General features: G+C 70.3%; 21 protein-coding genes. 9 read left to right on the top strand and 12 right to left on the bottom strand.

Translation table 11 applies throughout. The annotated features are described in order from the left end of the window. Positions 1-87: 87 nt before the first annotated feature. The 3 genes from ACIBO2_RS43950 to ACIBO2_RS43940 all read right to left on the bottom strand — a co-directional run bounded on the left by ACIBO2_RS43950 (position 88) and on the right by ACIBO2_RS43940 (position 6,672). The gene (locus tag ACIBO2_RS43950) at positions 88-3,333 is read right to left on the bottom strand and encodes a chromosome partitioning protein ParA (protein WP_397304144.1); all 3,246 of its coding nucleotides are present in this window, start codon (positions 3,331-3,333) and stop codon (positions 88-90) included. A 331-nt stretch (positions 3,334-3,664) separates the two neighbouring features. Then, on the bottom strand, positions 3,665-5,200 hold the full coding sequence (locus tag ACIBO2_RS43945) for a hypothetical protein (RefSeq protein ID WP_397304143.1): 1,536 nt from the start codon (positions 5,198-5,200) through the stop codon (positions 3,665-3,667). A 272-nt stretch (positions 5,201-5,472) separates the two neighbouring features. Then, a complete protein-coding gene (locus tag ACIBO2_RS43940) occupies positions 5,473-6,672 on the bottom strand; it encodes a hypothetical protein (RefSeq protein ID WP_358556068.1) in 1,200 nt (399 codons plus the stop codon). Between the two features lie 162 nt (positions 6,673-6,834). On the opposite strand from ACIBO2_RS43940, the gene ACIBO2_RS43935 reads away from it, so the two are divergent. The 4 genes from ACIBO2_RS43935 to ACIBO2_RS43920 are packed head-to-tail and all read left to right on the top strand — an operon-like array spanning position 6,835 to position 13,109. Next, positions 6,835-8,994, top strand: a complete 2,160-nt coding sequence (locus tag ACIBO2_RS43935; RefSeq protein ID WP_397304142.1) for a hypothetical protein — start codon at positions 6,835-6,837, stop codon at positions 8,992-8,994. A 15-nt stretch (positions 8,995-9,009) separates the two neighbouring features. Next, entirely contained in the window at positions 9,010-9,987 is a 978-nt protein-coding gene (locus ACIBO2_RS43930) for a MoxR family ATPase (protein ID WP_225289611.1), read from the top strand. Continuing rightward, complete coding sequence (locus tag ACIBO2_RS43925) at positions 9,988-11,064, top strand: DUF58 domain-containing protein (RefSeq protein WP_397304141.1); 1,077 nt, start codon at positions 9,988-9,990, stop codon at positions 11,062-11,064. Beyond that, the gene (locus tag ACIBO2_RS43920; protein ID WP_397304140.1) at positions 11,061-13,109 is read left to right on the top strand and encodes a DUF3488 and transglutaminase-like domain-containing protein; all 2,049 of its coding nucleotides are present in this window, start codon (positions 11,061-11,063) and stop codon (positions 13,107-13,109) included. Before ACIBO2_RS43925 ends, ACIBO2_RS43920 begins: the two co-directional genes overlap by 4 nt. A gap of 289 nt (positions 13,110-13,398) precedes the next feature. On the opposite strand, the gene ACIBO2_RS43915 is transcribed toward ACIBO2_RS43920, so the two are convergent. From ACIBO2_RS43915 to ACIBO2_RS43900, 4 genes are all read right to left on the bottom strand, one after another. Then, a complete protein-coding gene (locus ACIBO2_RS43915) occupies positions 13,399-13,647 on the bottom strand; it encodes a hypothetical protein (RefSeq protein ID WP_358556057.1) in 249 nt (82 codons plus the stop codon). A 14-nt stretch (positions 13,648-13,661) separates the two neighbouring features. Further along, positions 13,662-14,891, bottom strand: coding sequence for an RNA-guided endonuclease InsQ/TnpB family protein (locus ACIBO2_RS43910; protein WP_397304139.1), 1,230 nt, complete (start codon positions 14,889-14,891; stop codon positions 13,662-13,664). A 304-nt stretch (positions 14,892-15,195) separates the two neighbouring features. Further along, entirely contained in the window at positions 15,196-17,094 is a 1,899-nt protein-coding gene (locus ACIBO2_RS43905) for a protein kinase (protein WP_358551229.1), read from the bottom strand. 46 nt (positions 17,095-17,140) lie between these two features. After that, a complete protein-coding gene (locus tag ACIBO2_RS43900; RefSeq protein WP_358551231.1) occupies positions 17,141-17,839 on the bottom strand; it encodes a M50 family metallopeptidase in 699 nt (232 codons plus the stop codon). A gap of 241 nt (positions 17,840-18,080) precedes the next feature. Between ACIBO2_RS43900 and ACIBO2_RS43895 the strand changes: the two genes are divergently transcribed. Together ACIBO2_RS43895 and ACIBO2_RS43890 are read left to right on the top strand one after the other, a co-directional pair. After that, positions 18,081-18,557, top strand: a complete 477-nt coding sequence (locus ACIBO2_RS43895; protein WP_358551233.1) for a nuclear transport factor 2 family protein — start codon at positions 18,081-18,083, stop codon at positions 18,555-18,557. Between the two features lie 21 nt (positions 18,558-18,578). Then, positions 18,579-19,700: a magnesium and cobalt transport protein CorA gene (locus ACIBO2_RS43890; RefSeq protein WP_358551235.1), complete on the top strand. Its 1,122-nt coding sequence runs from the start codon at positions 18,579-18,581 to the stop codon at positions 19,698-19,700. A gap of 17 nt (positions 19,701-19,717) precedes the next feature. Here the strand turns inward: ACIBO2_RS43890 and gap are convergent, their stop codons facing one another. After that, positions 19,718-20,713: a type I glyceraldehyde-3-phosphate dehydrogenase gene (gene gap, locus ACIBO2_RS43885; RefSeq protein ID WP_397304138.1), complete on the bottom strand. Its 996-nt coding sequence runs from the start codon at positions 20,711-20,713 to the stop codon at positions 19,718-19,720. Positions 20,714-20,760: 47 nt separating this feature from the next. On the opposite strand from gap, the gene ACIBO2_RS43880 reads away from it, so the two are divergent. After that, the gene (locus ACIBO2_RS43880) at positions 20,761-21,336 is read left to right on the top strand and encodes a MarR family winged helix-turn-helix transcriptional regulator (RefSeq protein ID WP_397304137.1); all 576 of its coding nucleotides are present in this window, start codon (positions 20,761-20,763) and stop codon (positions 21,334-21,336) included. 154 nt (positions 21,337-21,490) lie between these two features. On the opposite strand, the gene ACIBO2_RS43875 is transcribed toward ACIBO2_RS43880, so the two are convergent. Genes ACIBO2_RS43875 through ACIBO2_RS43860 form a run of 4 tightly spaced genes read right to left on the bottom strand, consistent with a single transcriptional unit; the run spans position 21,491 to position 24,116 of the window. Next, on the bottom strand, positions 21,491-21,760 hold the full coding sequence (locus ACIBO2_RS43875) for a hypothetical protein (protein ID WP_397304136.1): 270 nt from the start codon (positions 21,758-21,760) through the stop codon (positions 21,491-21,493). A 37-nt stretch (positions 21,761-21,797) separates the two neighbouring features. After that, a complete protein-coding gene (locus tag ACIBO2_RS43870; RefSeq protein WP_358551241.1) occupies positions 21,798-22,262 on the bottom strand; it encodes a nuclear transport factor 2 family protein in 465 nt (154 codons plus the stop codon). 59 nt (positions 22,263-22,321) lie between these two features. Next, positions 22,322-22,963, bottom strand: coding sequence for a response regulator transcription factor (locus tag ACIBO2_RS43865; RefSeq protein WP_358551243.1), 642 nt, complete (start codon positions 22,961-22,963; stop codon positions 22,322-22,324). Further along, the gene (locus tag ACIBO2_RS43860; protein ID WP_358551245.1) at positions 22,938-24,116 is read right to left on the bottom strand and encodes a histidine kinase; all 1,179 of its coding nucleotides are present in this window, start codon (positions 24,114-24,116) and stop codon (positions 22,938-22,940) included. The genes ACIBO2_RS43865 and ACIBO2_RS43860 overlap by 26 nt, the downstream gene beginning before the upstream one ends. 130 nt (positions 24,117-24,246) lie before the next feature. Between ACIBO2_RS43860 and ACIBO2_RS43855 the strand changes: the two genes are divergently transcribed. Together ACIBO2_RS43855 and ACIBO2_RS43850 are read left to right on the top strand one after the other, a co-directional pair. Then, positions 24,247-24,960, top strand: coding sequence for an ATP-binding cassette domain-containing protein (locus ACIBO2_RS43855; protein ID WP_358551247.1), 714 nt, complete (start codon positions 24,247-24,249; stop codon positions 24,958-24,960). Then, positions 24,957-25,691, top strand: coding sequence for an ABC transporter permease (locus ACIBO2_RS43850; RefSeq protein WP_358551249.1), 735 nt, complete (start codon positions 24,957-24,959; stop codon positions 25,689-25,691). The genes ACIBO2_RS43855 and ACIBO2_RS43850 overlap by 4 nt, the downstream gene beginning before the upstream one ends.

Genomic DNA, 25,691 nt, shown 5'->3' with positions numbered 1-25,691 from the left:
GGACGCGTCCGCTGATCAAGTACGGTCCCACACGCATGCGCGGTCCCATACGCATGCGCGGTTCGCACCCATGGGCAGCCCCGCCGATCAGGCGCTCCTGTCTACGTAGGCGGCCAATGCCCGCACGCGCTCCGCGTGCTCGTCGTGCCCGACGATCACCGGTGGCTCGTTGTACGGCATCGCATCCGACGATCGCCGGAGCTTGATGTACTGCCCGCAGGCGTCGATCGCGTACGGCTCCATATCGTCCTGGAGCGCCCCGATCACCGTGATCCCGTACGTCTCGCCGATTCGCCGGAACAGCGCCACCGCCTCACGCCGATGCTCCTTGCCCAGGTTGCGGCCCAGTTCGTCGAGCACCAGGCACAGATGCCCGCCCCCGGACGACGCGATCGCCGCCGCGCACACCAGCTTGACCGCCTTCTCGTCCATGAGCGCGGTGTTGGCCCGCCGGTTGTACGGGACGAAGCCTTGGCCCTCGCCGCGCCGCCACTTGGGCGTGACGCGCCATTGCCAGCGCTGTTCAGGATCCGCGGGCGCCGGTGGCACGGGGAACTCCAGCGTCGCCCCGTAACCTCCGTAAGACGTGTCGAGCTGCTCGAACTCCTCGGCGACCCGCGTGAGCCGGGACTTGATCGCCGCCGTCAGCGCCGCCCGGTGCACCGCCGTCGAACTGGCCGCCTCCTCCGCCCCCTTGTCGGCCGCGGCCAGGTCACGCTGCCTCGACACGACCTGCGCCTCGATCTGACGCCGCTGGTGCTTCTCATATTCTTCCTGCCCGCGCAAATAGGAGGCCAGCGAGCCGCACACCGCCGCGAACGTCGCCTGCTCCCGCGCCGTGCTCCCCCCACGCTCGGACAGCAGGAACCGCAGCTCCTCCGGGACCTCCGCGTCCTCCTCCGGGAACGTGTCGCGCAACGCCTGGTCGAAATGCCGTTCGGCGACGCGCCACCATTCCTCGGCGGTGCGCGCTCGTTCGCCCTCGGGCAGCGCCTTGAGCCACTCCCGCGCTCCCTCGGCGGTGCCGCCCCAGTCGGCGGCCAGCGCCTCGACCTTGAGCGCCTCCCGTTCGCCGCTCACCCTCGTCTCGTCCTGACGCGACCGGGCCCGCTCGCCCTCGTGCCGCTGCCGCCGCCCCTCCAGGCGTTCGATCTCCATGTCCTTCGTGCGGGCCCGGAAGTCGAGGGCGGCCGCCTGCCGCTCGGCCTCCGCCACCGCGGGCGCCAGCTCCTCCAGCGCCGTCGTCAGCTCGCCCAGCCGCGCCCGCCGCCCGGCCAGCTTCGTCTCCAGCTCGGCGAGCCGTACTCCCGCTTGCGCCCCCTCCAGCCGCCGCTGTCCCTCCGCGACACCTTCCTCCCCATCGCGTACGGTCTGCGCCGCGGTCTCCTGGGTGTCCTTGGCCCGATTGAGCCGGTGTTCGGCGGCCTTGATCCGCGCCTCCCGGCCGGTCGCCTCCCCGTCGAACGCCCCCACCACGCTCACCCCGGCGGCACTCACCAGGACAGAACCGGGCAGCTCGACCAAGGCCGTGGCGGCCGCTTCGAGCTGGCCGGCGTCGACGATCACGGCGTGCTCGTTCGGCCACCCCCGCAAGTCCTCCAACCCGAGCCCAGCCCCACCAGGCACCCCAGCGCCGACGTCCGTGGCTGCTCCATCGCCCGCTTGACCGGCGGACCTCGCGGCTGTCTCGGGGGATGGACGGCCAGTGGATCCGGCCCGGTCACCGTGGGCGTAGTCGCGGGCTTGTTCGGCCACGTCCAGTGCGTCCAGGAGACCCGTCGCCACGACGCCCGCCGCGGCCAGCGCGTTGAGCTGGGCAGCGGCCGGGCCGCCCTCGGCGTCGTCCAGCGCGGCCTGGGCAGAGGCCACCTCGCGATCGGCCACGCCCAGCGCCTTCAGCGCCTCGTTCAGCCGAAGCCGCGCCTCTCGCAGCTCCCGCTCGGCCGTGGGCACATCACGGCCGTCGGAGAACCGGCGCGTCTCCTCCAGCGCCGGGATCAGGCCGCGCAACTCGTCGGCGGAGTTCTCCGCCACGGCCCGGTCGGCGTCGAGCTTGGCGGCCCGCGCCTGCATCGCGGCCAGCTCCTTGCGCGCCTCCGCCACTCTCCGATCGAGCGTGTCGTCCTTGAGGGTGGTGATCTCGGCCTTCACCATGGAGAGCGCCTCGGCCGCCGTCTCGCCCGCGGTCCGGTGCCGTTCGAGCTCGGCGACCAGCAGTTCGTCCTTGGCCGCCGCGTCGTCCAGCTTGCGAGCCTGGCGCCCGCGCCAGCACCGCAGCGCGTCGGCCAGCCGGATCCGGGCCTGATCGCGCCGGTCGAACGTGGTCAGCAACGCCCGCGACTCCGCCTCGAACTCGGCCAGCCGATCGGCCGCCTGCGCCGCCCGTACGCGCTTGGAGTGTTCGTCCCTGCGAGCCTCGCGCTCCTGCTCGAGCTCGGCGTCGAGGCCGGTCAGGGCCGCGATGGCCTCGAACACGCGCTCCGGCGAGATCTCGTTGAGCGGCTGGGAGAGCAGGTTGGTGGCGACCTTGCTCCGGACCGAGGTCGACAGGAACGACACGCAGCGGATGCGGTCGCCGTAGAGCACCTTGGTCAGGTCACGGGCCACCACGTCGCGCCGCCCGGCGGACTTGGGCAGCGTCGCCCACATCTCGTCGGCACGCACCACGCGCTCGGCCTCGGACGCGGCGGAGGCCAGATGCACGCCCTCGCGCCAGCGGATCTCCAGGTGGGGGGCCTCCTGATTGACCTTGAGCCACACGGTGACGGCCCCGCCAGATGTGTCGGGCACGGAGAACAACTCACCGTCATCCGGCACGTCCGGCTCCACGCCCACGCTGATCTGCTCCGGTTCGGTGGCCTGGTCAGCCGTGGAGGTGCCATGCCTCGGTCCGGTGGCTTGGCCCGCAGTTGAGGTGCCATGCTCCGGTCCGACGGTCTCGTCTGAGGCGACGGCGCCGGGAACTGGAGCGGTGGCTCGTAGGGGCAGGTCGTAGGACGCGCCGGGCCGCCCGAACACGCCGACGATGTAGCCGTGGTCGGCGCTGGCCCACTGGCGGGCGCCCGCGCCACTGGCCAGCTCGGCGTTGAACAGCAGCTCCGACACCGCCTTCGCCCCCGAGGCGAAACGCCACTGCTCGTCACCCAGCAACGCCGTGATCGACGCGATGAACGACGACTTGCCCGCGCCGTTGGAGTCCTTGGGCCCGGCCCCCGCGACGACGATAAGCGTGCCGGGGACGGTCGGCACCGGATGGGTCGAGAGCCGTGAGATGTTGACCGCCTGCATGGCGATCAACACCCGGTCCCCGACGACGTTCTCCACCTGCGACACCTGTGACCCCCGTAGTCCTTCCGTTCCACCGCGTCGCCCCGTCTGGAGCTGACGCTTGCTGTCTGTTAACCGTGCCGCCCGGGTGAGGGCGGACGCTTGCTGCTTGTACACCGCGCCGACCCGGGCGGGGCTGACGCTTGCTGCTTCTTCACCGCACTGAGCCGAGCACGCTCGCTGTCTGTTTGCCGCGCCGCGTGGGCTGTTGCCGTCTCTTCGCCGCGCCGCCCGGTCAAGGACGCTTAGGTTCCGTTCCCCGCGCTACCCCGACCGCGTCTGACGCTTGGCGCCTGCCAGGCCCGGGTGGCAATCCGGGCCTGGCAGGTCCGGGTGGCTACCCTGTCGATCTCCGCGCGCGTACGGCCGCGGCCAGCGGGCTGTGTGGTCCGGCCGCCAGGATCAGCTCCTCCTGCAGCCGTCGCCGCGCCGCCGGGGTGAGCCGGTGGAACTGCGGTCCCGGCGCGTAACCGCCGGCCTCCTCGCCCGCCTTGACCTGGGTCAGCAGCCCGGCGTGCCGCAGCATCCGTAGCGCCGCCTCCAGCTCGCCGATCGGCAACTGGGTGTGGCGGCGCAGCTCGTCGACGGGAGTCGGGTGCGGCGAGAGCCAGGTGTCGTCGGGCAGCAGCCCCTCCGCCCTCGGAATCGCCACCGAATGCACCAGCACCAGCGTCAACACCGCCCGCTCACTCTCACCAAGCCCCGCCGCTGCCCCGGACCCGCCGGACCCCGACCCTGCCCCGCCAGACCCCAACCCTGCCCCGCCGGACCCGGCCCTGCCGGTCGCGGCCCCGGCGGTCGCGGGCGTCGGCTCGGCGCGGTAGGCGTCGTCGTAGCCCGAGGTCCATCGCTCGCGGTGCTGGATCAGCGTCCGGCCTCGTCGGGCGAGCATCTCGCCCAGCGTGTGGCGGAGCGCGGGATCGCGCAGACCGCCGAACCGGGCCTCCAGCACCGGCTCAGCGCCATGCTCCACCGCCATGAACGCCGCCACCAACTCGGCCCGCCGCCGCTCGTCATAGCCGCTCAGCAGCTCGTCGAACTCCGCCGCACCACCTTCAACCCGGCCCGCCACCGCCACTGTCGTCCTCGCTGTCGCGGTCGCCGCCACTGTCGTCGTCTCGGTCGCGGGATCCTGCGCCCGCACCCGCGCCTCTGATGGCTGCTGCACGATGGGTGGTTCTTGCACCTCGGGTGGTTGCTCTGAGGCGGGCGGTCCTTCCACGGCGCGGGACTGTTGTACGACCGGCGATCCTGGCCCAGCGGGGGATTGCTGAACCTCCAGCGGCCCTTGCGCAGCGGAAGGCTGTTCCACAGCGGGTGGTTCCTGCAGCCCGTGGGATTCCTGTGTGGCGGCCGCCACGATGTCGGCGTCCGCGACCACCGTGAGGTCCCGTTGCTCCGGTGCGGGAATGCGCCGGACCAGCTCCTTCAGCTGGGCGTGCGACTCGACCGGCCACAGGGCGCAGCGCGGGCCCAGCGAGACCACGCCGTCGGACATGACGATCCACGCCGAGTCGTGCAGTCGGCGCAGCGCCCCGATGGCCCAGTTGCGCATCAGGTCGTCGGCCCGGCCGATCAGTGCCCGGTAGGTGTCCAGGATCAGCTCGACCGGTGCCGGCGTGCCCGGCCACGGGTCGACGGACAGGTCGCTCCAGCAGCACTTGAGCGTCGCCGCGAGCACCCGCCGGGTCTCGCCCGAGCGTTCGACCGGGACCGGGGGCACCTGGTATTCGTCGAGCAGCGACGGGGTGGCCGCGTCGGGCCACACCGGCAGGGCCTGGCCGGTGGAGTCGGGGCGCGTGAGCCGTACCATCCCAGGTGGCGCCGCGACGCCGGCCCCCAGCCGCAGCGGCCCGCCCGACCGCGCCCGCACGTGAGCGACCGCGTCGTCCCCGAGCGCGCGCCGCGCACCGGCGCCTCCCGAAGAGCGACCCCCACCGGTACCCGCCGAAGAGCGACCCCCACCGACGCCCGCTGAAGTGCGACCCGCGGCGGACCCCTCCGAAGCGCGACCGGAACTGGCGCCTTCCGAAGTGCGACCGGCGCCTTCCGAAGTGCGATCCGCAGCGGAACCCCCTGAGGAGCCGCGCGTACCAGCGGGCTCCGAAGAGGGGTCCGGGCCAGCGGCCTCTGACGAGATTCGGGTCATGAGGAGCGCTCCAGGTAGCCGTGGGACAGCCAGGCCGGTTCGCCTCCTGGCGAGATCGTGAGGTCGTCGGCCCACACGAGCCGATAAGGCAGCTCAGGCCGCAGATCGACCGTCGTCAGGTCGGCCAGCAGCCGGCGGGCCGAGGGCCAGTCGGACCGGAGTATGTCGGCCAGCGCCACCCGCGACGACGCCCCCAGCAGCGACTCCGCCACCTCGGTCAGCCGCTCGATCGCCGCGTTGGGCGCGGAGTCGAGCGAGCCTTCGGGGCCCGCGTCGGCGAGGTTGGAGCGCGGGGGAGTGGGCTGGGCCGGAGCCGGGCGGGGCGCCTCGTCGACCGCGCGGGCGATCGCCGCCGGGTCGTGCCAGGGCGCCGGAGCGTCGAACACGAAGCCGTCGAGCACCGCCGCGAGCCGCTCACGCGAGGCGGTCTGCGAGAACGTGCGCCAGGTCTCGGTGGGCAGCAGCGTCAGGTTGCGAGTGGTGCCCGCCGAGTCGGCCAGGCGCCCCGCCGCCCGCCGGGAGGCGTCGCTGTAGGCGTAGATGGCCGCCCGCAGGTCGGTGCAGACCCGGTCGAGCGCCGGCCAGCGGGTCAGGATCGTGCCGTGCAGGCTCTGTGCCCGGCGCGCGATCTCCTCGGTGCCCCACAGCTTGGGCGCCTGCTCGCGCAGCTCCTCGATCGTGCCCATGGTGAGCGTGATCAGCTCCAGCGCCCACAGCCGGAACGCCCTGGCCAGGTTGGCGGCGCTCTGCCTGGCCTCCTCCATCGTGGTGCGCGGGTCGGCGACGTTGAGGTCTTCGAGCGCGAGCAGCCGGTGCATCTCCGACTGGCCGCCGTCGTCCATCATCCGCCTGATGAACATCAGCCCGACCACGCTGGTGAACGACGCCCGATAGCGCAGTTGGTTGGGTTTGGGGAACACCTCGCGGATCGCGCCCAGCCCCTTGAGCACGCGCAGTCGGTTGTCGAACTGGTCGCCGGGATAGGCGCGGCAGGCGAAGCGCATCTGCTCGTGCGTCAGCCACTCCTCGCCCGCCTCCGCGAACGCCGCGAACAGCGTCTCGGCGATGTCGACCAGGGCCGGGTCGTCGACGACCGCCCCGCTGTCGCGGGCCAGCGCCGCGAACATCCGGCGGTAGGTCGACAGCACCGCCTCCTCCGAGAGGGCGGCGTCGAGGGTCAAGGACTGTTCGGACACGGGCTCTAAGGTACGGCTTCGGACCGACAATCTCGGCCCGACCTGACGGGCTTACCTGCGAGTAGTGCCCGACGTGGCGTGCTTACCTGCGAGTAGTCACGCTGCACGCTAGGGTGATCCAGGGTAATACGGGGGCAAACGTTCAGTAATCGTACGTACGGGGTGAGTGACGCCTTGCGTATCCGCGTACTCCGCGGAGACCGTGCCACAGCCTTGATCGCCGGCGCGGTGGCCGTGATCCTGGTCGCCTTGGCGGCCGTCTTCGGCGTGGGCGTCTCCAGCGCCACGCCCAAACTGGCCGACGTCGGCGCCTGGTTATGGACCCAGGCCCGAGGCAAGATCGTGCACGTCAACGGCCTGTCCGGCGAGGTCGACGGCTACCTCGACAAGAAGTCGGCCCAGCGGCTGCGCATCGTCCAGGACGGCTCGAACGTCCTGCTCGTCGACGACGGCAGCGGCTACGTCAGCCGGATCGAGCCCGGCCAGCTCAGCGTCGCGCAGACCCGTAACTTCGGCACGGCCGGCCTGCAGATCGTCGTCTCGGGCGCCGCCGGCTACGCGGTGGACCCGGAGGGCAAGGTCCAGCAGATCGATCCCGCCACGCTCAACTCGGTCGGCGCGCCGCTGACGCTGCCGGGCCCGCTCGGCTCGGCCCGCATCGACGGTGGCGGGCGGCTCTGGGTGCCGGTGACGGCCAAAGGCGAGGTCGTACCCGTGACCAAGGGCGTCGCCGCGAGCGCCGTCAAGGTCGGCGAGCCGGGCGAGGAGCTGGCCGTCACGATCGCGGGCGGCCTGCCGATGATCGTCAACACCCGCGCCGCGACCGCCACGATCGTCGGCGCGGACGGCGGCGTGGGCGAGATCACGCTGCCCAAGGAGGTCGCCCAGGCCGCCAAGGGCGGCGTACTGGCGCCGGCATCCACCGAGGGCTCGCTGGTGCCGCTGCTCACGCCCGGCGACTCCGGGCTCCTCGTGGTGGTCGACACGGAGTCGAACTCGGTGCTCAACACCAAGTTCGCGGTGAAGGACCCGGCCGCGCTCGGCGTGCCGCAGATACTCGGCTCGAAGGTGTACGTCCCGGACCGCAGTACGGGCGGCTTGATCGTGTGGGACAGCGCGGCGGGCGGTCAGCCCACCAAGCTCCAGGTGGCGCAGGGGCCCGGCCCGGTCGACGTGTTCGTCAAGGACGGCCTGCTCTGGGCGAACGACGAGAACGGCGACAAGGCCGTCGTCGTCGACACCGAAGGCCGCAAGCACGACGTCGACAAGGACGACTCGGACGTACCGGGACCCACCAACACCCCCAAGCCCAAGCAGACACCACGGCCCGAGCCGACGAACACCGACCCCAGGCCCGACCCGACCAGGACGGACGACCCGGCGCCGACGCAGACGGACGCCCCGGAGCCGTCGCGCAAGCCCACCAAGACTCCGACGTCGACCCCGACTCCCTCCTCGGCCACCCGCAGCCCCACTCCCACGCCCACGCCCACGCCCAGCGCGCCCACCAAACCGGGCGCCGTCAGCGCCAAGTCGGGCCCCGGCCACGTCAGCGTGAACTTCAGCCCGTCCAGCGGCGGCAAGGTCGACCGCTACACGCTCAAGGTGTCCGGCGGCGACGGCAGGACCACGCCGCAGTCGGTGGACGCCGACGGGCCGTTCCAGTTCGAGTTCTCGGGCGGGAATTGCGGCGCCGAGTACACCTTCACGGTCGTCGCCCACTGGTCGGGCGGCCAGGTCGAGTCGGAGCCCAGCGCCGGGGTCAAGCCCTGCGTGGCCCCCGGCAAACCGGCCAACTTCGCGGCCAAGCCCAAGAACCGCGGCGCCGAGCTGACCTGGGACGCCCCGGAGAGCGGCGGCGAAGGCATCACGTACGTGCTCTCCGGCGCGGTGAGCAACGACAGCGTCAAGGGCACGTCGTTCACCGCCGAAGGGCTCAAGAACAACCAGAAGCACGAGTTCAAGCTCAAGGCCAAGAACGACGCGGGGGAGAGCCAGGACGCCGCCACGGCGGACGTGGACCTGGCCTACCCGCGGCAGCAGTACCAGAACGCCAGCAACAACGACACCAACACGCTCATCCGGCCGGGCCCGTCCGCCGATGGCGAGGCCGGAAAGATCCCACAGGGCCAGTACATCACGCTGACCGTGATCTGCCAGGTCAAGGGCTCGTCCTACACCGACAAGTCCACCGGCAAGTCCAGCGACATCTGGAACCGGATCGAGTCGTCGGCGGGCAACGGCTACCTCAACGACACGCTGGTGGCCACACCGGACGGGGGCGGCTTCCCGGAGGCTCCGCTCTTCGAGTGCACCGACTGAGATAGGGGACCTCAGTTGTACAACGAACAGACGCAGCAACCGCAGCAGCTCGCGGCACAGTTCGCCCAGCGCTTCCAGATGCTGGCCCAGAACATCGAGCGCATCATCCGCGGCAAGCACGAAGCCATCGAGCTGGCCCTGATCTGCCTGTTCTCCGAAGGACACCTGCTGATCGAGGACGTGCCCGGCACCGGCAAGACCACGCTGGCCAGGTCCATCGCCGCCAGTGTGGACGCCGAGTGGCGGCGCATCCAGTTCACGCCGGACCTGCTGCCCAGCGACATCACCGGCGTGTCGATCTTCAATCAGGCGCACCAGAAGTTCGAGTTCCACCAGGGGCCGGTGTTCGCCAACATCGTGCTGGCCGACGAGATCAACCGCGCCTCCCCGAAGACCCAGTCCGCGCTGCTGGAGGTCATGGAGGAGCGCCGGGTCACGGTCGACGCCGAGCCGCATCCCGTACCCAGGCCGTTCCTGGTGGTCGCCACGCAGAACCCCGTCGACATGGACGGCACCTACCCCCTGCCGGAGGCCCAGCTCGACCGCTTCCTCATGCGGATCTCCGTCGGCTACCCCGACCACGTCTCGGAGGTCGAGGTGCTCAAGGGCATGCCCACCGGGCCGCAGGTCGAGCGGCTGCCCGTCGTGGCGCGCGCGTCGGACGTGGCCGGGATGATCGAGTTCGCCACCCGTATCCACGTCGCCGACCCCGTCTACGACTACATCGTCGCCCTGTGCGGCGCCACGCGCACCAACCCGCACCTGCGGCTCGGCGCCTCCCCGCGCGGCAGCCTCGCGCTGCTGCGGGCCGCCCGCGTCAAAGCCGCCGCCGCCGGACGCCATTACGTCGTGCCGGAGGACGTCAAGGCCCTGGCCGTCCCGGTCATCGCGCACCGGCTGATCCTCACCCCGGAGGCCGAACTACGCGAGGTCACCGCGGCGCACGTGCTCGGCGAGCTCCTCGCCGGGATGCCGGTGCCGCAGGCGGCCTAGGTGCTGACACCGCTGGGGTGGGGCACACTCGCCGGCTCCGTGATCCTTTACGCGGCCGGGTTCGCGCTCGGTTACCCGGAGCCCGCCGTCCTGGCCACGGGCGGGGTGCTCGCGCTCGCCGCCGCCCTCGCCTGGACCGCCCCCAGACCGAGGCTGGAGGTGCACCGCGAGGTCACTCCGCTCAAGGTGCCGCGCGGGGACGCGGCCGTGTCGGTCCTTCACGTACGCAATCTCGGCCGCCAGGGCCTGTCAGGGCTGCGCGCGCGGGACCGCATCGGTACGGCCGAGCACACGGTGGACCTGCCCCGCCTGCCCCGGAACGCCACCAGAACGGTGTCGTACCCGCTGCCCACCGGCGTGCGCGGCGAGATCCCCGTCGGCCCGCTCCTGCTCGTCCGCGCCGACCCGTTCGGCCTGACCCGCAGGATCAGGCGGTACGGCCAGACGGCCACGCTCCTGGTCCGCCCCCGCACCGTCGCGCTGCCGGTGCCCGCGTCGGGCAAGGCCCATCACCTGGAGGGCCCCACCAGCGACAACGCCCCCAGCGGCACGGTCACCTTCCACACCCTGCGCGAATACGTCGTCGGCGACGACCTGCGCCACGTCCACTGGAAGTCCAGCGCGCGCACCGGCACGCTCATGGTGCGCCAGCTCATCGACGCCAGCCTGCCCACCACGACGGTCGTCCTCGACACCCGTCACCTCACCGAACTGGGCGTGGACGCCGCCGCCTCGGCCGCCGTCGCCGCCGCCCGGTCCGGCTTCCCCGTGCGGGTGCTCACGGGCGACGGGCCGCTCGCCGAGACCAAGACCGACCCCGAGCTGCTGCTGGATCGCCTCGCCCTGGTCGGATCCGGTACGTCCGGCGTCGGCGAGGCGGTGCGGCTGGCCCGCGGCGGTTCGCTCGTCGTCATCACCGGCGACCCCGCCGAGGCCGCCCGAGTGGCGGGGGCACGACGACGGTTCGACCGCATCATCTGCGTATATATAGGGACAGGTCCGCTCAGCGCGCCCGGCGTGACGGTCGTCCCCATCGCGGACCTGGCCGCGCTGCCGCTGGCCTGGGGCAGGCGATGAAGCAGCCTGTGTGGCGGTGGTCAGGGGGACTGGCGCTGGTGGCGGCCGTCACCGGGGCCGGTGGGTGGGGGTTCCATCGCGTCTTCCCCGGCACCGAGCTGCTCCTGGCCGTCGTGCCCGCCGCGACCGTCCCCGCCCTGGTGGCCGCGCTCTGCCGACGGCGGCCCCTCTGGCTGGCGCTGGTGCTCGACCTGGTCCTGTGGTTCGCCGGGACCGTGCCGCTGTACAAGGGCATCGCTCCCGGCCTGCTCGGCGACCTGGCCGACTCGTGGCGGGCGCTGCTCACCACCCTCCTGCCCGCCCAGCCGGAGCCGCGGCTGCTGGTCCTCGTGCACACGCTGGTCTGGGCCGCCGCCGTGGTCGGCGCCGAGACGCTGACCCGCACCAGGACCCGCGTGGCCGCCGCGGTGCCCGGACTGGTGGTGTACGGGCTGGCGCTGCTGTTCGGGGTGGACGGTGCGGGCTCGAACGTGCCCCTCGCCGCGGCCCTCGTGGTGCTCATCGCGGCCCTGGCCCTGCTCCGGGACGACCGGCCGGTGCTGTGGCTGCTCGCCGGCATCCCGGCCGCCGCCGTGCTGGCCGCCGTCGCCCTGGTCGCCGGGCCGCTGCTGCCCCTCGCCGCCGAGCCGTACAACCCGCGCGACGACGCCGAACTCCCACCTCCGGTACGCGTCGACAGCGTCAGCCCTCTCGACCGCGTGTCCGCCTGGCTGCAGATCCCCGACCGGGACCTGTTCACCGTCAAGGCGGCCAAGCCCCTCAACTGGCGGCTGGCCGTACTGGACCGCTATGACGGCGTCCGCTGGACGTCCGGCGCCCGCTTCCAGCCGACGGGCGGGCGGGTGCCCGGGGGGGACTGGACGGGCAAGGCGCAGACCGTACGCCAGACGATCACGTTCAGTGGCCTGCCCGGCACCTGGCTGCCCGGCGCCGAACGTCCCGTCGAGGTCGATGGCGTACGCGGCCTGGCCGTCGACCCCGGGAGCGGCGCGCTGCTGGCCGCGAGCCGGCCTGCCAAGGGGTTCACGTACGAGGTGACGTCGCGGGTGGCCGAGCCGTCGAAGGCCGACCTGCTCGCGGCCACGCCGGTCGACGATCCCGCGCTGACCGCGTTCCCGGCCGGGCCTCAGGAGGCGCTGTTCCACAAGCTCGCCCAGCAGGCCACCAAGGGCGCGGACGTGCCGATCAAGCAGGCGTACCGGCTGCAGAACTACCTGCGCACCAGCGCCACCTACGACGTCACCGCGCCGCCGGGGCACTCGCTCAAGGGGCTGGAGTTCTTCCTGGAGACCACGCACAGGGGGACGTCGGAGCAGTTCGCGTCGACGTTCGCGCTCATGGCCAGGACGCTCGGGCTGCCGTCGAGGGTCGTGGTGGGGTTCCGGCCAGGGCAGGCGTCCGACGGGATTTACCACGTTAAATCGGGCCATGTCATGGCGTGGGCGGAGATCAAGTTCGACAAGCTCGGCTGGCGGCCGTTCTACCCCACGCCCGGCCGTGGCGGCGCGAAGGACGACCACGACGTGGTGTCCTCCGCCCTCAAGGAGAGCGAGGAACTGGAGGGCGAGTTCACCCAGGGCACCGTGAACAAGCCGAAGGCCGGTCAGAAGCCCACTGCGGGCGGCGGCCGTGAGTCCTCGGCCGGGCCGCCGCTGTGGGTGATCATCCCGGCGGTGGGGGCGGGGATCCTGGTGGCGTACGCGGGAGCGGCGATGGTGCTGCCGTGGTGGCGCAGGCGGGTCCGCAGGAACGTGACGGGCGCGGAGCGGCGGGTGCTCGGCGCCTGGTCGCAGACCTGTGACGACCTCGGCCTGAAGGGGGAGCGGGCGCTGACCGCCGAGGACGTGGTGGCCCGGCACCCCGCCGACATATCCACCCACCTCCAACCACTCGCCGATATTTCCAACTTCGTCCGCTACGCCCCCGACGACGTCGCCCACGAGGCCGCCGACGCGGCCTGGCGCCACAGCGACGCCGTCCGCCAGGCCGTACGCGCCAGAACGCCCCTCAAAACCCGCCTTCGCAAGCGACTGCTCCTACGCTGACCCGCCGGAGCGAACCATGACGGGCTGATCGCCTGTGAGCTGACCGGACCCTCGGATGACCGCGCTCGGCGGTATCGCTAAGGCTTCTGGAGTTCACGGTCCTCAGGCTCTTGGGCAGCCCCGCGATGGCCGACACCAGTGGGCGGGCGGCCCGTTCGGCGTCGACGCGCTCCTCTAAGCGGGCGATGTCGTCGGCGTCCAGCGTGCGCCGTCCCCACACGCCCGTGGATGCGGGTGATACTCGATCCGGCCACAGGAGCGACGGCAGCACCCGTATCGGGAGGACGCCTCAGTTCACGTACGCCCACAGGTCGTAGGTGTAGAACATCGGGTTCTCAGGCTGGTGAGTGCTGCACCACCAGGTCTGCCAGCGTCCGGTCTCCTGGCCCGACCGGCCGAAGCTGATGCAGATGTCATAGGGCAGGTTGCTGTAGACGACTTGGAGCATGGACGAGGCGTGCGCTGGCGCGCTCGTGGCCAGGATGGGCGTTAGAGCGGTGACCGCGAGAAGCGACAAGGCGGTGATTCGGCGACGCACCAGTTCTCCCCTCATCAACTACCGCCGGCTGAAGTCGGTGGTTTGCTCTCTCGGTCCCGTCTGGGTGAAGGGAGGCCGGTAGCGTGTGGCTGGTTGATGGCAGCCCAGCCCGCGATGCCGCGTGTGGCGATGTTGCGGGCCGCGATGTGGTCGGCGTGCCCAGCGAGGCCACACCTGGTGCAGACGAACCGGTCCCGCGCCGGCCGATTCGCCCTGGTCACACACCCGCATTCCGGGCAAGTCTGCGAGGTGTAGGCGGGGTCGACCAGGACGAAGGCGATCCCGGCGCGGGTGGCCTTGTAGCGGGTGAAGGTGATCTGCTGGGCGAAGGCCCAGCTGTGCAGGGTGCGCCGCTGGAACCGGTGAGCCCTTACCCGGCCGCGGATACCCTGCAGATCTTCCAGGGCGACACCGCGGCCGGTGCGTTCGGCTTCGCGCACCACATGCTTGCTGATCTGGTGGTTGAGGTCGGTCATCATCCGGTGCTCACGCCCGGCAAGGCGGCGCAGCACCCGCCGCGCCGCCGACGTGCCCTTCTTCTGCAGCCGTCGGCGCTGGCGGTGCCGCCGCTCCCGCAGGGTGCGGACGTGGCCGTTACCGCCGATCGGCCCCGGCAGCGCCGGGCCGGGCAGCACCACACCATCAGAGGTGACCGCCAGGTTCGCCACCCCTTGATCCACCCCCACAAAGCCGCCGACCGGCTCACGCACCACCGGTTGGGGCAGGGTGAGAGAGACCTGGAGTAGCCACGCGCCGCGCCGGTAGATCAGGTCGGCCTCGCCGAGCGGCAGCGTATCGATGGCTTTGAGGTCGTCTGGCCGACCGGTGTAGGAGACGGTGACGCGGCCGGTGGGAGTCCACAGCGACACGGTCCGGGCGTCCCGGTTGAAGCTCATCAGCCGGGCGTCGTAGGGGACAGCACCGTACGGCCGGAAGATGTGCGCGCGTTTCTTACTGGCGCGCCGGTTGGCGTAGGCGTCGGCGACCCGGGCGATCGCCCGCACGGCCGCTTGCGCGCCCAGCCCGGCCACCTGCGCCCGCACCTCGTAGTAGGCCAGCCGATGCAACGCCACCACGGTGAAGGTGCGATGCTGCCAGGCCAGCCGGGAGACGACAGTGGCCGCCTGATTACACAACAGCACAGTCGCCGCCAGCGCCTCGGCCTGGGCCGGGGCGGGGGTGAGCCGCAGTTGCACGATCGTGGGCAGGCCGTTGCGTTTGGTGGCGGAGCGGCGGATCGCCATCGCGCACCTCCTGTCACAGGATCCTCACCCACCGCACATATTACCGAACGTGACCGACTCTTTCCATACTGTTTTCGAAAGGAGGGGTGGCGCTTCCTCTCGGCCCTGAAGGATCGGGTCTCCGCGTCACCATTCAGATGAAAAGCCGGAAATCGCGAAGAGCGATCACCGTGAATTGGACGACAAGGACCGCACCGCCGCAAGATCCGCCCCCGCCTGGCCCCGACGACCAGCGCGAACATCGCGGACGCCATGAAAGCTTCATCCCGGAGGCATCCGGCCCGCGTGTCGATCGGTACCCGATCTAGCCGTTCTTGGCGACCGCGCCCCTGACGCAGGTCGGTTTGGACCAGGCGACCTTGCTCGTCTTCGAGATCTGCAGCGGGACGCCCACCAGGAAGCAGTAGCCGGTGTCCGGGTCCAGGCCGGTCACGCGAGCCGAGGTGGTGCCGGGCTGGAGGGCGGTGATCGCCTGCTCGCCCTGCCTGGCCGGGGATCGCTGGACCACGACCGGGTAGCGGGCGGACTCCTTGGGCAGTGCCCACCGCAGCTCCACCAGCGTGCTGCGGTCGGCCACCACGCGTACCCGGCGCGGGGCGAGCGCGGCCAGGGCGTCCTTGCCGACGTTCTCGGACGGCTCGGCGGCGGTCGACGGCGGCTGGGACCGCTGCGGGTCGGCCACGGGGGCTTCGTTCTGCCTCGAGAGGTAGACGGCGAACCCGGCGCCCGCGAGCGCCACGATCGTTGCGGCGGCTCCGATCGCCATCACCCTGGTCCTCGAACTGCCAGACGTCCTCGTACGGCCAGACGGAAGCCCGCTCGACACGTGCGCGGGACCCTCCGGCTGGGGACCCTGCGATGCCGGATAGCCCTCCGCCGGTTGGCTCTGCGGGACAGGATAGGCGCTGGGTGGATAGGTCGGTTGTGACGGGAACGCGGCGCCGAATGAGGAGCCGGTCTGCGCTGGGTGCGCCGGTGGAACTGTGGCGGGAGTGCTCGACCCGTCCGTGCTGAGCTGGGAGCCGGTCGCTTGCGGCCCGCCGAACTGCGGGCCCGACCGTTGGAGCCCAGCGGGGTAGCCGGACTGCCGCGCACCGGACGGTTGCGGCGCGAAAGGGCTCTGACCAGGCTGCCGAGGTCCCGAAGGCGGGGGCGCGAAAGGGCTATAACCGGTCGGCTGCGGGCCGCCCGCCTGGCCCGCCGGGTTGGGCGCGTAGGCACCGGTCACCGGCCCGGCCAAGTGTGCGCCAGCTCCGGTAACGGGCAAGTGCGCGCCCGTCGAAGGGCCGGGCGCCGGGGGCTCGCCACTGTCCTCTCGCCGGGGAGCCGTCGAAGGCACCGGGCCGGGATCCTGCCCGACCAGGTCCGTCACCGATAGTCCCAGCTCCGCCTGCACCTGCCGCAGCCGCTGCGCGAGATCGCGCGCCGAGCCGTACCGTACCTCCGGCTGCTTCGCCATCGCCCGCAGCACCGTCTCGAACACCACCGGCGGCACGTCGGCGCGGTTGATCGGCGGCGGATCCGCGCTCAGCACCCGGTACATCAGCGGCGCGATCGATGGGTCCGTCGGGCTGTGGAAGGCGGGCTGCCCGGCCAGCAGGTGGTAGAGCGTCGAGCCGAGCGAGTAGATGTCGCTAGAGGCGGAGTGCGGCTGCCCCGTCAGCACCTCCGGTGCCGCGTGCAGTGGCGTGAACGCCTGCGCCGTGGCTGAGATCTCCGCCGAGTCGACGACCCTGGCCACGCCGAAGTCGGCCACGGCCGGCTCGCCGTACCGGGAGATGAGGATGTTCTGCGGTTTGATGTCGCCGTGCAGGACCCCCGCCTCGTGTACGGCGGCCAGTGCCCCGGCCAGCTTCACGCCGGTGCGCAGCACGTCGGGCACCTGCAGCGGCCCCTCTTTGCGGACCTTGTCGCGCAGCGAGCCGTTCTCGAAGAAGTCCATGGCGATGTACGGCTTGCCGGAGCGCGTCACACCGGTGTCGAACACGGTGACCACGTTCGGATGGCCGGTGAGCCGGCCGGTGAGCTGGAGTTCGCGCTGGAACCTGCGCATGGTCCGCTGGTCGACCCGGTCCACGGACAGGACTTTCAGCGCCACGATCCGATCGAGGCGCTCCTGGTAGGCGCGGTAGACGATGGCGAACCCGCCCTGGCCGGCCTGATCGAGTACCCGGTAGCCGGGCGCGTCCTCGACTGGCAGCACAGTACTCCCCCCCTGTCACGGGCGAGTTTAATGTGATTTTTCCTGACTAGAGCGGATTCATGAGATAGGCGCCGGCCACCACGGATGCGCCCGCCACGAGCAGGAAGAAGAACACATAGAAGCCGCCGGGCAGGATGGTCAGCCTGGCGAGCTGGTCGGCGTCGGAGTCGCGCGCCTGCCGCCTGCGCCGCTTGCGCTGCAACTCGATGATCGGCCGCACCCCGCCGAACAGCAGGAACCAGACCGCCACCAGGGCCACGACCTGCTGCACGTTGTCCGGCGCGTACATCGACAGGGCGAACACCGCGCCACCCGTCGCGAGCAGGATCAGCGCGCCGTACAGGTTGCGGATCAGCAGCAGCATGCAGACCAGGAACAGCAGCACGGTCCACATCAGCAACGTGATGCGTCCCTGCTCGGTCAGCAACGCGGCGGCCAGCCCGAGCAACGACGGCGCCAGATAGCCCGCCAGCGCGGTCAGCACCATGCCGGGGCCGGTGGGCCGGCCTCTGGTCAGCGTTACGCCGGAGGTGTCGGAATGCAAGCGAATGCCTTCGAGCTTCCGGCGGGTGACCAGCGCCATCAGCGCGTGGCCGCCTTCGTGGGCGATCGTGATCAGGCCCCTGGACAGTTGCCAGGACATGCCGAAACTGACGATCGCGAGCGCGACGAGTGCCGAGACCACCACGACCCAGGGGTCGGGGGCAGGCTGAACCTCGATCAGGTGAGCCCAGAGCTTGTCCATCGAGGTATGACCCTATCCAGGTAAAGACTCTCTCGTGCTCACAGAACAAGATTCTGACCCCACATGCTTTTCCCGACCGGTTGCCGCTTGATCTGGTTCCTGAGGGGAAGGTGGTGCTCGGCACAGATTTCCCGACAATTCCCCACTTGTACGCGCACCGGCCGGCCGCTCTTCACCTGTTCGACCTGCGAGACGACTGGCCAGGGGCCGTATGCTGGCATAACGGTACAACCATGATCTGATGGGCAAGGTGAACGACCAGCACGTGGCGCTGATCCGCGCCTTCTACGAGGCACTTGGCCGCACCGACTACGCGGCGATGGAGAGTTGCTACCACCCGGAGGTGAGCTTCGGCGACCCGGTCTTCCTGGAAGTGGAGGGGCGGCGGCGGGTGATGGCGATGTGGCGGCTGCAGCTGGGCGTGAGCGACGGGCTGAAGTCGGAGTTCAGGGACGTGACGGCCGACGACTTCACCGGCACGGCGCGCTGGACCTCCCGCTACACCTTCTCCCGTACAGGGCGCGAAGTGGTCAACGAGATCGACGCGCTGTTCAGGTTCGAGGACGGCCTGATCGTCAGGCACCACGACGACTTCGACTTCAAACGCTGGTCCCGGATGGCGCTGGGCAGGCCGCACGGGCTGCTGTTCGGCTGGACGCCCATGTGGCGCAAGTCGATCAGGGACCGGGCGACGCGGGCACTCGACGACCTCGAGTAGAGATTCTGGTAAGGGGCGGAAATGGCACGGATGAAGGGGTTCGGACGCGGCGGCGGCAGCGCCCGCGAGTCGGCGCCCGAGCACTCGATGGATCCGCGCGCCGGCGAAGAGGCCCCCTACCAGCCCACCGTCATCGACAACGCGATCTATCAGGACGGCAAGCGGGTCGACGATCCCGCCTCGCTGGCCGACGCCTTCGAACGCCTCAAGGAGCTGCCGGACAGCCTCGCCTGGATCGGCCTCTACCGGCCGAAGGACTGGGAGCTGGCCAAGCTGGCCGAGGAGTTCCAGCTGCACCCGCTGGCCATCGAGGACGCCATCGTGGGCTCCCAGCGGCCCAAGGCCGACCGCTACGGCGACATGCTGTTCGTCGTCCTGCGCGCCGCCCGCTACCTCGACGACGTCGAGGAGGTCGCGTTCGGCGAGCTGCACGTCTTCGTCGGGCCCAACTTCGTGATCACCGTACGGCACGCGGAGGCGCCTGATCTGCAGGCCGTACGCAAGCGCATGGAGTCGGACGCCGACCTGCTCCGCCAGGGCCCGCAGGCGGTGCTGTACGCCATCCTCGACGCCGTGGTCGACGGCTACGCCCCGGTGGTCGCCGGGCTGCAGAAGGACATCGAGGAGATCGAGGCCCAGGTGTTCGGCGGCGACCCGTCCGTCTCCCGGCGCGTCTACGAGCTGTCGGGCGAGGTCATCGAGTTCCAGCGGGCCACCACGCCGCTGGTACGGATGATCGACGGGTTCATCGCCGGGGCGACCAAGTACGGCGTCAACGAGGAGCTGCAGAGCTACCTGCGTGACGTGGCCGACCACGCCATCACGGTCAACGAACGCGTGGCCTCCTTCCGGCAGATGCTCCAGGACATCCTGCTGGTCAACTCGACGCTGGTCACCCAGGCGCAGAACGAGGAGATCGCCAGGATGACGGAGGCCAGCATCCGGCAGGGCGAGGAGGTCAAGAAGATCTCCGCGTGGGCGGCCATCCTGTTCGCCCCGACATTGGTCGGCACCATTTACGGGATGAACTTCGACTTCATGCCCGAGACGCACTGGGTGTTCGGCTACCCGTTCGCGATGCTGCTGATGGGCCTGGTCTGCCTGATCCTCTACACGGTCTTCAAGCGCCGCGACTGGCTTTAGAGGTCTCTTTCTGTTCGCTACAGCATGAGGGCCAGGTCGATGAGGCGGTTGGAGTATCCCCACTCGTTGTCGTACCAGCCGACGACCTTGACCTGCGAGCCCATCACGCGGGTCAGCTCGGCGTCGAAGACGCACGAGGCCGGGTCGCCGACGATGTCGCTGCTCACGATGGGCGCGTCGGTGTAGGTCAGCAGGCCCTTGTACGGACCGGCCGCGGCCTCGGCATAGGCCTCCTTCACCTCCTGCACGGTGGTGGCGCGGCTGGTGGTGACGGTCAGGTCGGTGACCGAGCCGTTGGACACGGGCACCCGCAGCGCGAACGCGTCCAGCCGGCCCCGCAACTCCGGCAGCACCAGGCCGATCGCCTTGGCCGCCCCGCTGGAGGTGGGCACGATGCTGAGCGCCGCCGCCCGGGCCCGCCGCAGGTCCTTGTGGGGTGCGTCCTGGAGGTTCTGGTCCTGCGTGTAAGCGTGGACGGTGGTCATCATGCCCGACTCGATGCCGACCGCGTCGTGCAGCACCTTGGCCAGCACACCCAGGCAGTTGGTGGTGCACGAGGCGTTGGAGATGATCGTGTGGCGCGCTGGGTCGTAGACGTCGTGGTTCACGCCGAGCACGATCGTGACATCCTCCCCGCTGGCCGGTGCGGCGATGATGACCTTCTTCGCGCCGCCGTCCACGTGCGCGCGGGCCTGCTCGGCCTTGGTGAAGATCCCGGTGGACTCGATCACCACGTCCACGCCCAGGTCATCCCACGGCAGGTCGGCGGGGTCACGCTCGGCCAGAACCTTGATGGTCGCGTCACCGGCCCGGATCGCGCCCGGCTCGGCGGCGACCTCGCCGGGGAAGCGGCCCATGATCGAGTCGTACGCCAGCAGATGCGCCATGGTCGCCACGTCGCCGAGGTCGTTGACCGCGACGATCTCGATGTCGGCGTCGGCGCGAGCGGCCACCGCGCGGAAGACGTTCCGGCCGATCCGCCCGAACCCGTTGATGCCCAAACGAAGTGTCATGCCAGACATCATAAGCAACTTAAATAAGTTTGCGATATATTTCCGGTGTGAACACCACGCCGGACCGGACGCCGGACCAGACATCGGGCGAGACGCTGGGCGACCGCGACTCGGACCGCGACCCCGCCCAGGGCGCTGACCGCGACGGCGACGGCGACCTGGACGCTGGCCGCGACGGCGACCTGGACGTGAATGCCTTCGCCACCGCGATCGAGAACTTCAACCGCTTCTACATCCGCCTCCCCATGCTGGAGAAGCTGTCGTTCACGACGCTGTCGGTGCTCGACACCCTCGCCACTCGCGGCGCCCCCATGCGCCTGACCGACCTCACCAAGACCGAGCAGGTCAGCCAGCCCGGCATCACCCAGCTCATCACCCGGCTGGAGCGCGACGGACTCGTGGAACGCCGCCCCGACCCCAGCGACCGGCGCGCCGTCCTGGTCCACATCACCGAGGCCGGACGCCAGATCGGGCGCTCCCGCCACGACGACCGCACCCGCCACCTGGTCCCGCTCATCGCCCAGCTGACCCCCGAGCAGCGCCAGGCGATCACCGACGCCCTCCCCGCCCTGACCCGCTTGGCCGAACTCGGACAGGCGAGCGCCGAATCAGTCGTCCGCTGAATCCGGAACTCCCGCCGGCTGGCGCGTCCAAACCGCAGAAGCGGGTCACTGGCCGGTCCGGGCGATTTCGGCGCCCTCGCGCGTCGTTGGTGCTCCTCTTGTAGCTGCGGTAGTCGGGAGAGGATGTGGACGGATAGCAGGCTTGGCGGTGCTCTCAGTCTGATTCGTTTTCGTCGAAGAGGTCTTGGAGGGTCTGGGTGGTGGCCGCGCGGGTGAGCCAGGTTCCGAGTCGGGTGAGGTCTGCGCAGGTGGTGATCTGGGCGCGAATGTCGTCGGGGGCGTTGAAGTCGCGGGCGGCCAGCACGAGCAGCACCGATCTGGCAGCCTCTTCCGCCCTGGCCTCCGCTCTGCCCTCGGCTTTGCCGCGGCCGAAGTGTTCGCGGGCGAAAGGGCTGTGGACCGGCCATTCGGCAGACGCGGACATGTTGACGAGGGTGTCATGTGGGGGAGACGACATGTTCTTAGCGGCTCGCTGATGCCGGAGTGCGCACCACGCTCTCCGTTGCCTGAGCGCTGAGGGCCCGTGCGACCGTGAGACTGTCCTCGTAAATGTGGTACCGGGTGATGAGTCCGTCCTCGACGGTGAGGTGCAGCGCGAACGGCGAGCTGTAAGCGGCGCCGCTGCTCCGTACCGTCTGCACGATCTCCCCGAGGACGACGGCGTCCGCCCCGTCGACCAGGATGCGCGCCACCGACGTGCCGTTCAGCTCGGGCACGTGATGAGCTTCCAGCGTACGGAAATGGTCGGCCACGTCGGCTCGGCTCGATCGCGGCCGGATCCACGGCACCGCCGGATGCCCCTCGGCGGGCCAGTCGAGCTGCCAGTCGATCGGTTCGGCGAACAACTCGGCGACACGGTCGTGATCGCCCTCGGCGATACGCCGCATCAGCGCTTCCACGATGTCACGGGTGGGGTCAGCAGTCATGCCGCAAGCTTTTCCGAGGGTGACGCGGCCTGTCGATTACCTCCCAGATAAGCGGATCCCTAGAGGAGGCCGGCGTCGCGTACCTTCATGGCGACCTGGACGCGGCTGTCGCTGCCCAGCTTCGCGAAGATCCGGGTGATGTTCGCCTTCACGGTCGCGACGCTCATGTGGAGATGTCCGGCGATTTCGGCGTTCGATCTGCCCCGGGCCACCTCGATCGCGACCTCTCGTTCGCGTTCGGTGAGTCTGGCCAGCTCCCGTGGTGCCTGCGGCGGCTCGCCTCCGGTGGTTGCCGCGGCGATCACCTGCCGGGCGACGCTCGGCGACAGTACCGGTTCACCCCTCGCCACGGTACGGACCGCCTCGATCATCTTCGGTGGGGGCGTGTCCTTCAGCAGAAAGCCGTCGGCGCCGAGCCGCAGAGCGCGTAGCACCATGTCGTCGGCGTCGAAGGTGGTGAGTACGAGGATCCGGGGCGGGTCCGGCTGGGCCAGCAGCAGTTCGGTGGTGGTCAGCCCGTCCTGGTTGGGCATCCGGATGTCCATGAGCACGACATCGGGCCGCAGGTCGCGGATCACGTCCATGGCCTGCCGGCCGTCCCCGGCCTCGCCGACCAGGTCCAGGTCGGGCTCGCCGCCGAGAATCAGGCGCAGGCCGGTACGTACCATCGGGTCGTCATCCACGATCACCAGTCGAGTCACGGCGTGCAGTCTCCCATGGCAACGTGGCGTCGAGGATGAAGCGTCCGTCACGTACGGCGTGGCTGAGAGTGCCGCCGGCCATCCGGATGCGTTCTGCCAAGCCGACCAGCCCCAGCCTGCTGCCGGGTCCCGGGGCCGTCGCGAACAGCGCCGGATTGCTCACCTTGATGCGCAGGCCGTCCCCCGGCCGCCCGCCGAGCTCGGCCATCACCCGGCTGCCCGGCGCATGCTTGCGCGCGTTGGTCAGGGCCTCCTGCACGATCCGGTACGCGTGCCGCCCGGTCGGCGTCGGCAGCAGTTCCCGGTCACCGATGGTGTCATCCACCTCGACCTGCTGACCGGCGGTGCGCACTTCGTCGAAGAGGGCATCCAGATGGGTCAGGTTCGGCTGCGGAGCTTCCAGGGATTCGTCGCGCCGGAGCGTGCCGAGCACGGTGCGCAGCTCGTTCAGTGACTGGTGCGCGTTCTCCTGGATGGCCAGTGCGGCCTCGCGGGTCTCCTCGGCGCTGAGGTCCTTCCGGTACGCCAGGCCGCCGGCGAGCATGGACAGCAGGGAGATCCGATGAGCCAGGACGTCGTGCATCTCGTGGGCGATCTTGAGCCGTTCCGCCAGCTTGGTCTGCTCGATCAGCTGCAGTTGCTGGCGTTCGGCGAGCAGGGCCGTCTCTTGCTGTGAGGCGGCCAGGTCCTGGCGCCCGCGGTAGTAGAGGCCGAAGAGAGTCAGTCCGCCGAGGATGGCGGTATTGGTAATGATGGACACATCGGTCGCCTCGGTGATGGCGGGCAAGGCGGCGAACGCCACCGCGCTCAGCCAGGAAACGACCGCGACGGGGACGATCTGACGCCACCGGCGATGCATGCACAAGGAGACATACGTGACGTATGCCGGGCCGCTCGCCGTGCTGGAGAACGCGTTCAGCAGGGCGATGACCAGGGCGATCTGCCATGGCCAGCGACGCCGCCAGCCCATCAGGACCAGAGCGATCACGCCGAGCCCCACATCGACCAGTGCTGACGGAAGCCGGTAAAGGTCGCGGGAAACGACCGCGACCAAGATGGCTCCATGGAACAGCATCGGCAGCAGGGCGCACACATAGCGCAATGTGATGCTCTGCGGGTCCAGGACCGCCCGGCTCTCCTGTAGGTCGTGCACGCCCTACAGCCTAGAGACAGCCCGGCCGATGGCTTAGCGACCCAGGTCCATATCCAGGTGGCCAAAGGTCTAGAACCGGACTCGACCTGGGTCCGATGACCGGCGGCGTCGCATCCGGTGAACTTGATCCATGATCGAGTTCGACCACGTCAGCAAGTTCTACAAGAACGTGAAGGCACTGGACGATGTGTCCTTCACCGTCGAAGCGGGCAGCGTCACCGGCTTCCTCGGGCCCAACGGCGCCGGAAAGTCCACGGCCATGCGCATCCTGGCCGGGCTGTCCCGGCCCACCTCGGGCTCGGCCACCGTGCTGGGCCGGCCGTACGCCGACTTGGGCTGCCCGGGTTCCCAGGTGGGTGTGCTTCTCGACGCGGGCGCCCAGCATCCCGGCCGGACCGGCCGGGAGGTCTTGACCCTGAGCGCGATGCTGCTCGGACTGCCGAAGTCGCGGGTCGGCGAGGTCCTCGACCTGGTCGGACTGTCCGCCGAGGAGAGCCGGCGGACGGTCGGTGGCTACTCACTCGGCATGCGGCAACGGCTCGGCATCGCTCACGCGCTCCTCGGCCGGCCCAAAGTGCTCATCCTGGACGAGCCCGCCAACGGTCTCGACCCCCAGGGCATCCAATGGATACGCGGGCTGCTGCGTAATCTCGCCGACTCGGGTCGTGCGGTGCTGCTCAGCTCGCACCTGCTGCACGAGGTGGAACGGGTCGCCGACTACATCGTGATGATCGGCCGCGGCCGCGTCCTCGCCCAGGGCACCGTCGACGAGCTCGGCCGGGGCCGGGACCTCGAACAGACCTTCCTCGAACTGACGGCGAACGCGGACCGGAGTGCGGCATGACCACATCGATTCCCTTCCACCGGTTGCTGTCGGTCGAGGCTCGCAAGCTCTTCGACACCCGCAGCGGCAAGATCATGACGGCGATCCTGATCCTTCTGACCCTGGCGTCCATTACGGCGCGCGGCATGGCCTCCGGTCCGCGGCTGGGCACCTTGATCGGGACCGCCGGAATCGGATTCAGCACCTTGCTCCCCGTCATCGGCATTCTCACGGTGGCCGGCGAATGGAGCCACCGCACCGCCCTGACCACCTTCTCGCTCGAACCTCGACGCCTGCGGGTGCTGGCGGCCAAGTGCCTGCCTCCGTTGATCACCGCCATGGTGGCCTCCCTGTTCGCGATGCTGGTCGCGGTGCCGGTGACGGCTGCCGTCGCCAGTGCCCACGACATCCCGGCCGACTGGGAGATCGCCCCTCTCACCCTGCTGGGCTGGACCGCGACCAACGTCTTGGTGGTCGCGATGGGACTGTCCGTCGGCATGCTGCTCCTGAACGCGCCGGCCGCGATCGTGATCTGCCTGGCGACCCCGATGCTGTGGGGCGTCGTCGCCCGGCTCGGTGCCACCGGCGCGGCCCTGACCGAGTGGCTCGACCTGGGCAGCGCCACCACCCCTCTGATGGTCGGCGACATGACCGGGGGCGAGGCCGCTCGGCTGGCCGCGTCTATGATCTTCTGGATCGTCGTCCCGATGACGCTCGGCGCAGTGCGCGTGCTCCGCAAGGAAGTGAACTGA

It is taken from the genome of Nonomuraea sp. NPDC050022, from assembly GCF_044460705.1.
Classification (GTDB): domain Bacteria; phylum Actinomycetota; class Actinomycetes; order Streptosporangiales; family Streptosporangiaceae; genus Nonomuraea.
Note: the sequence above shows the minus strand (reverse complement) of the source record. Positions and strands in the feature narration are given on the sequence as shown.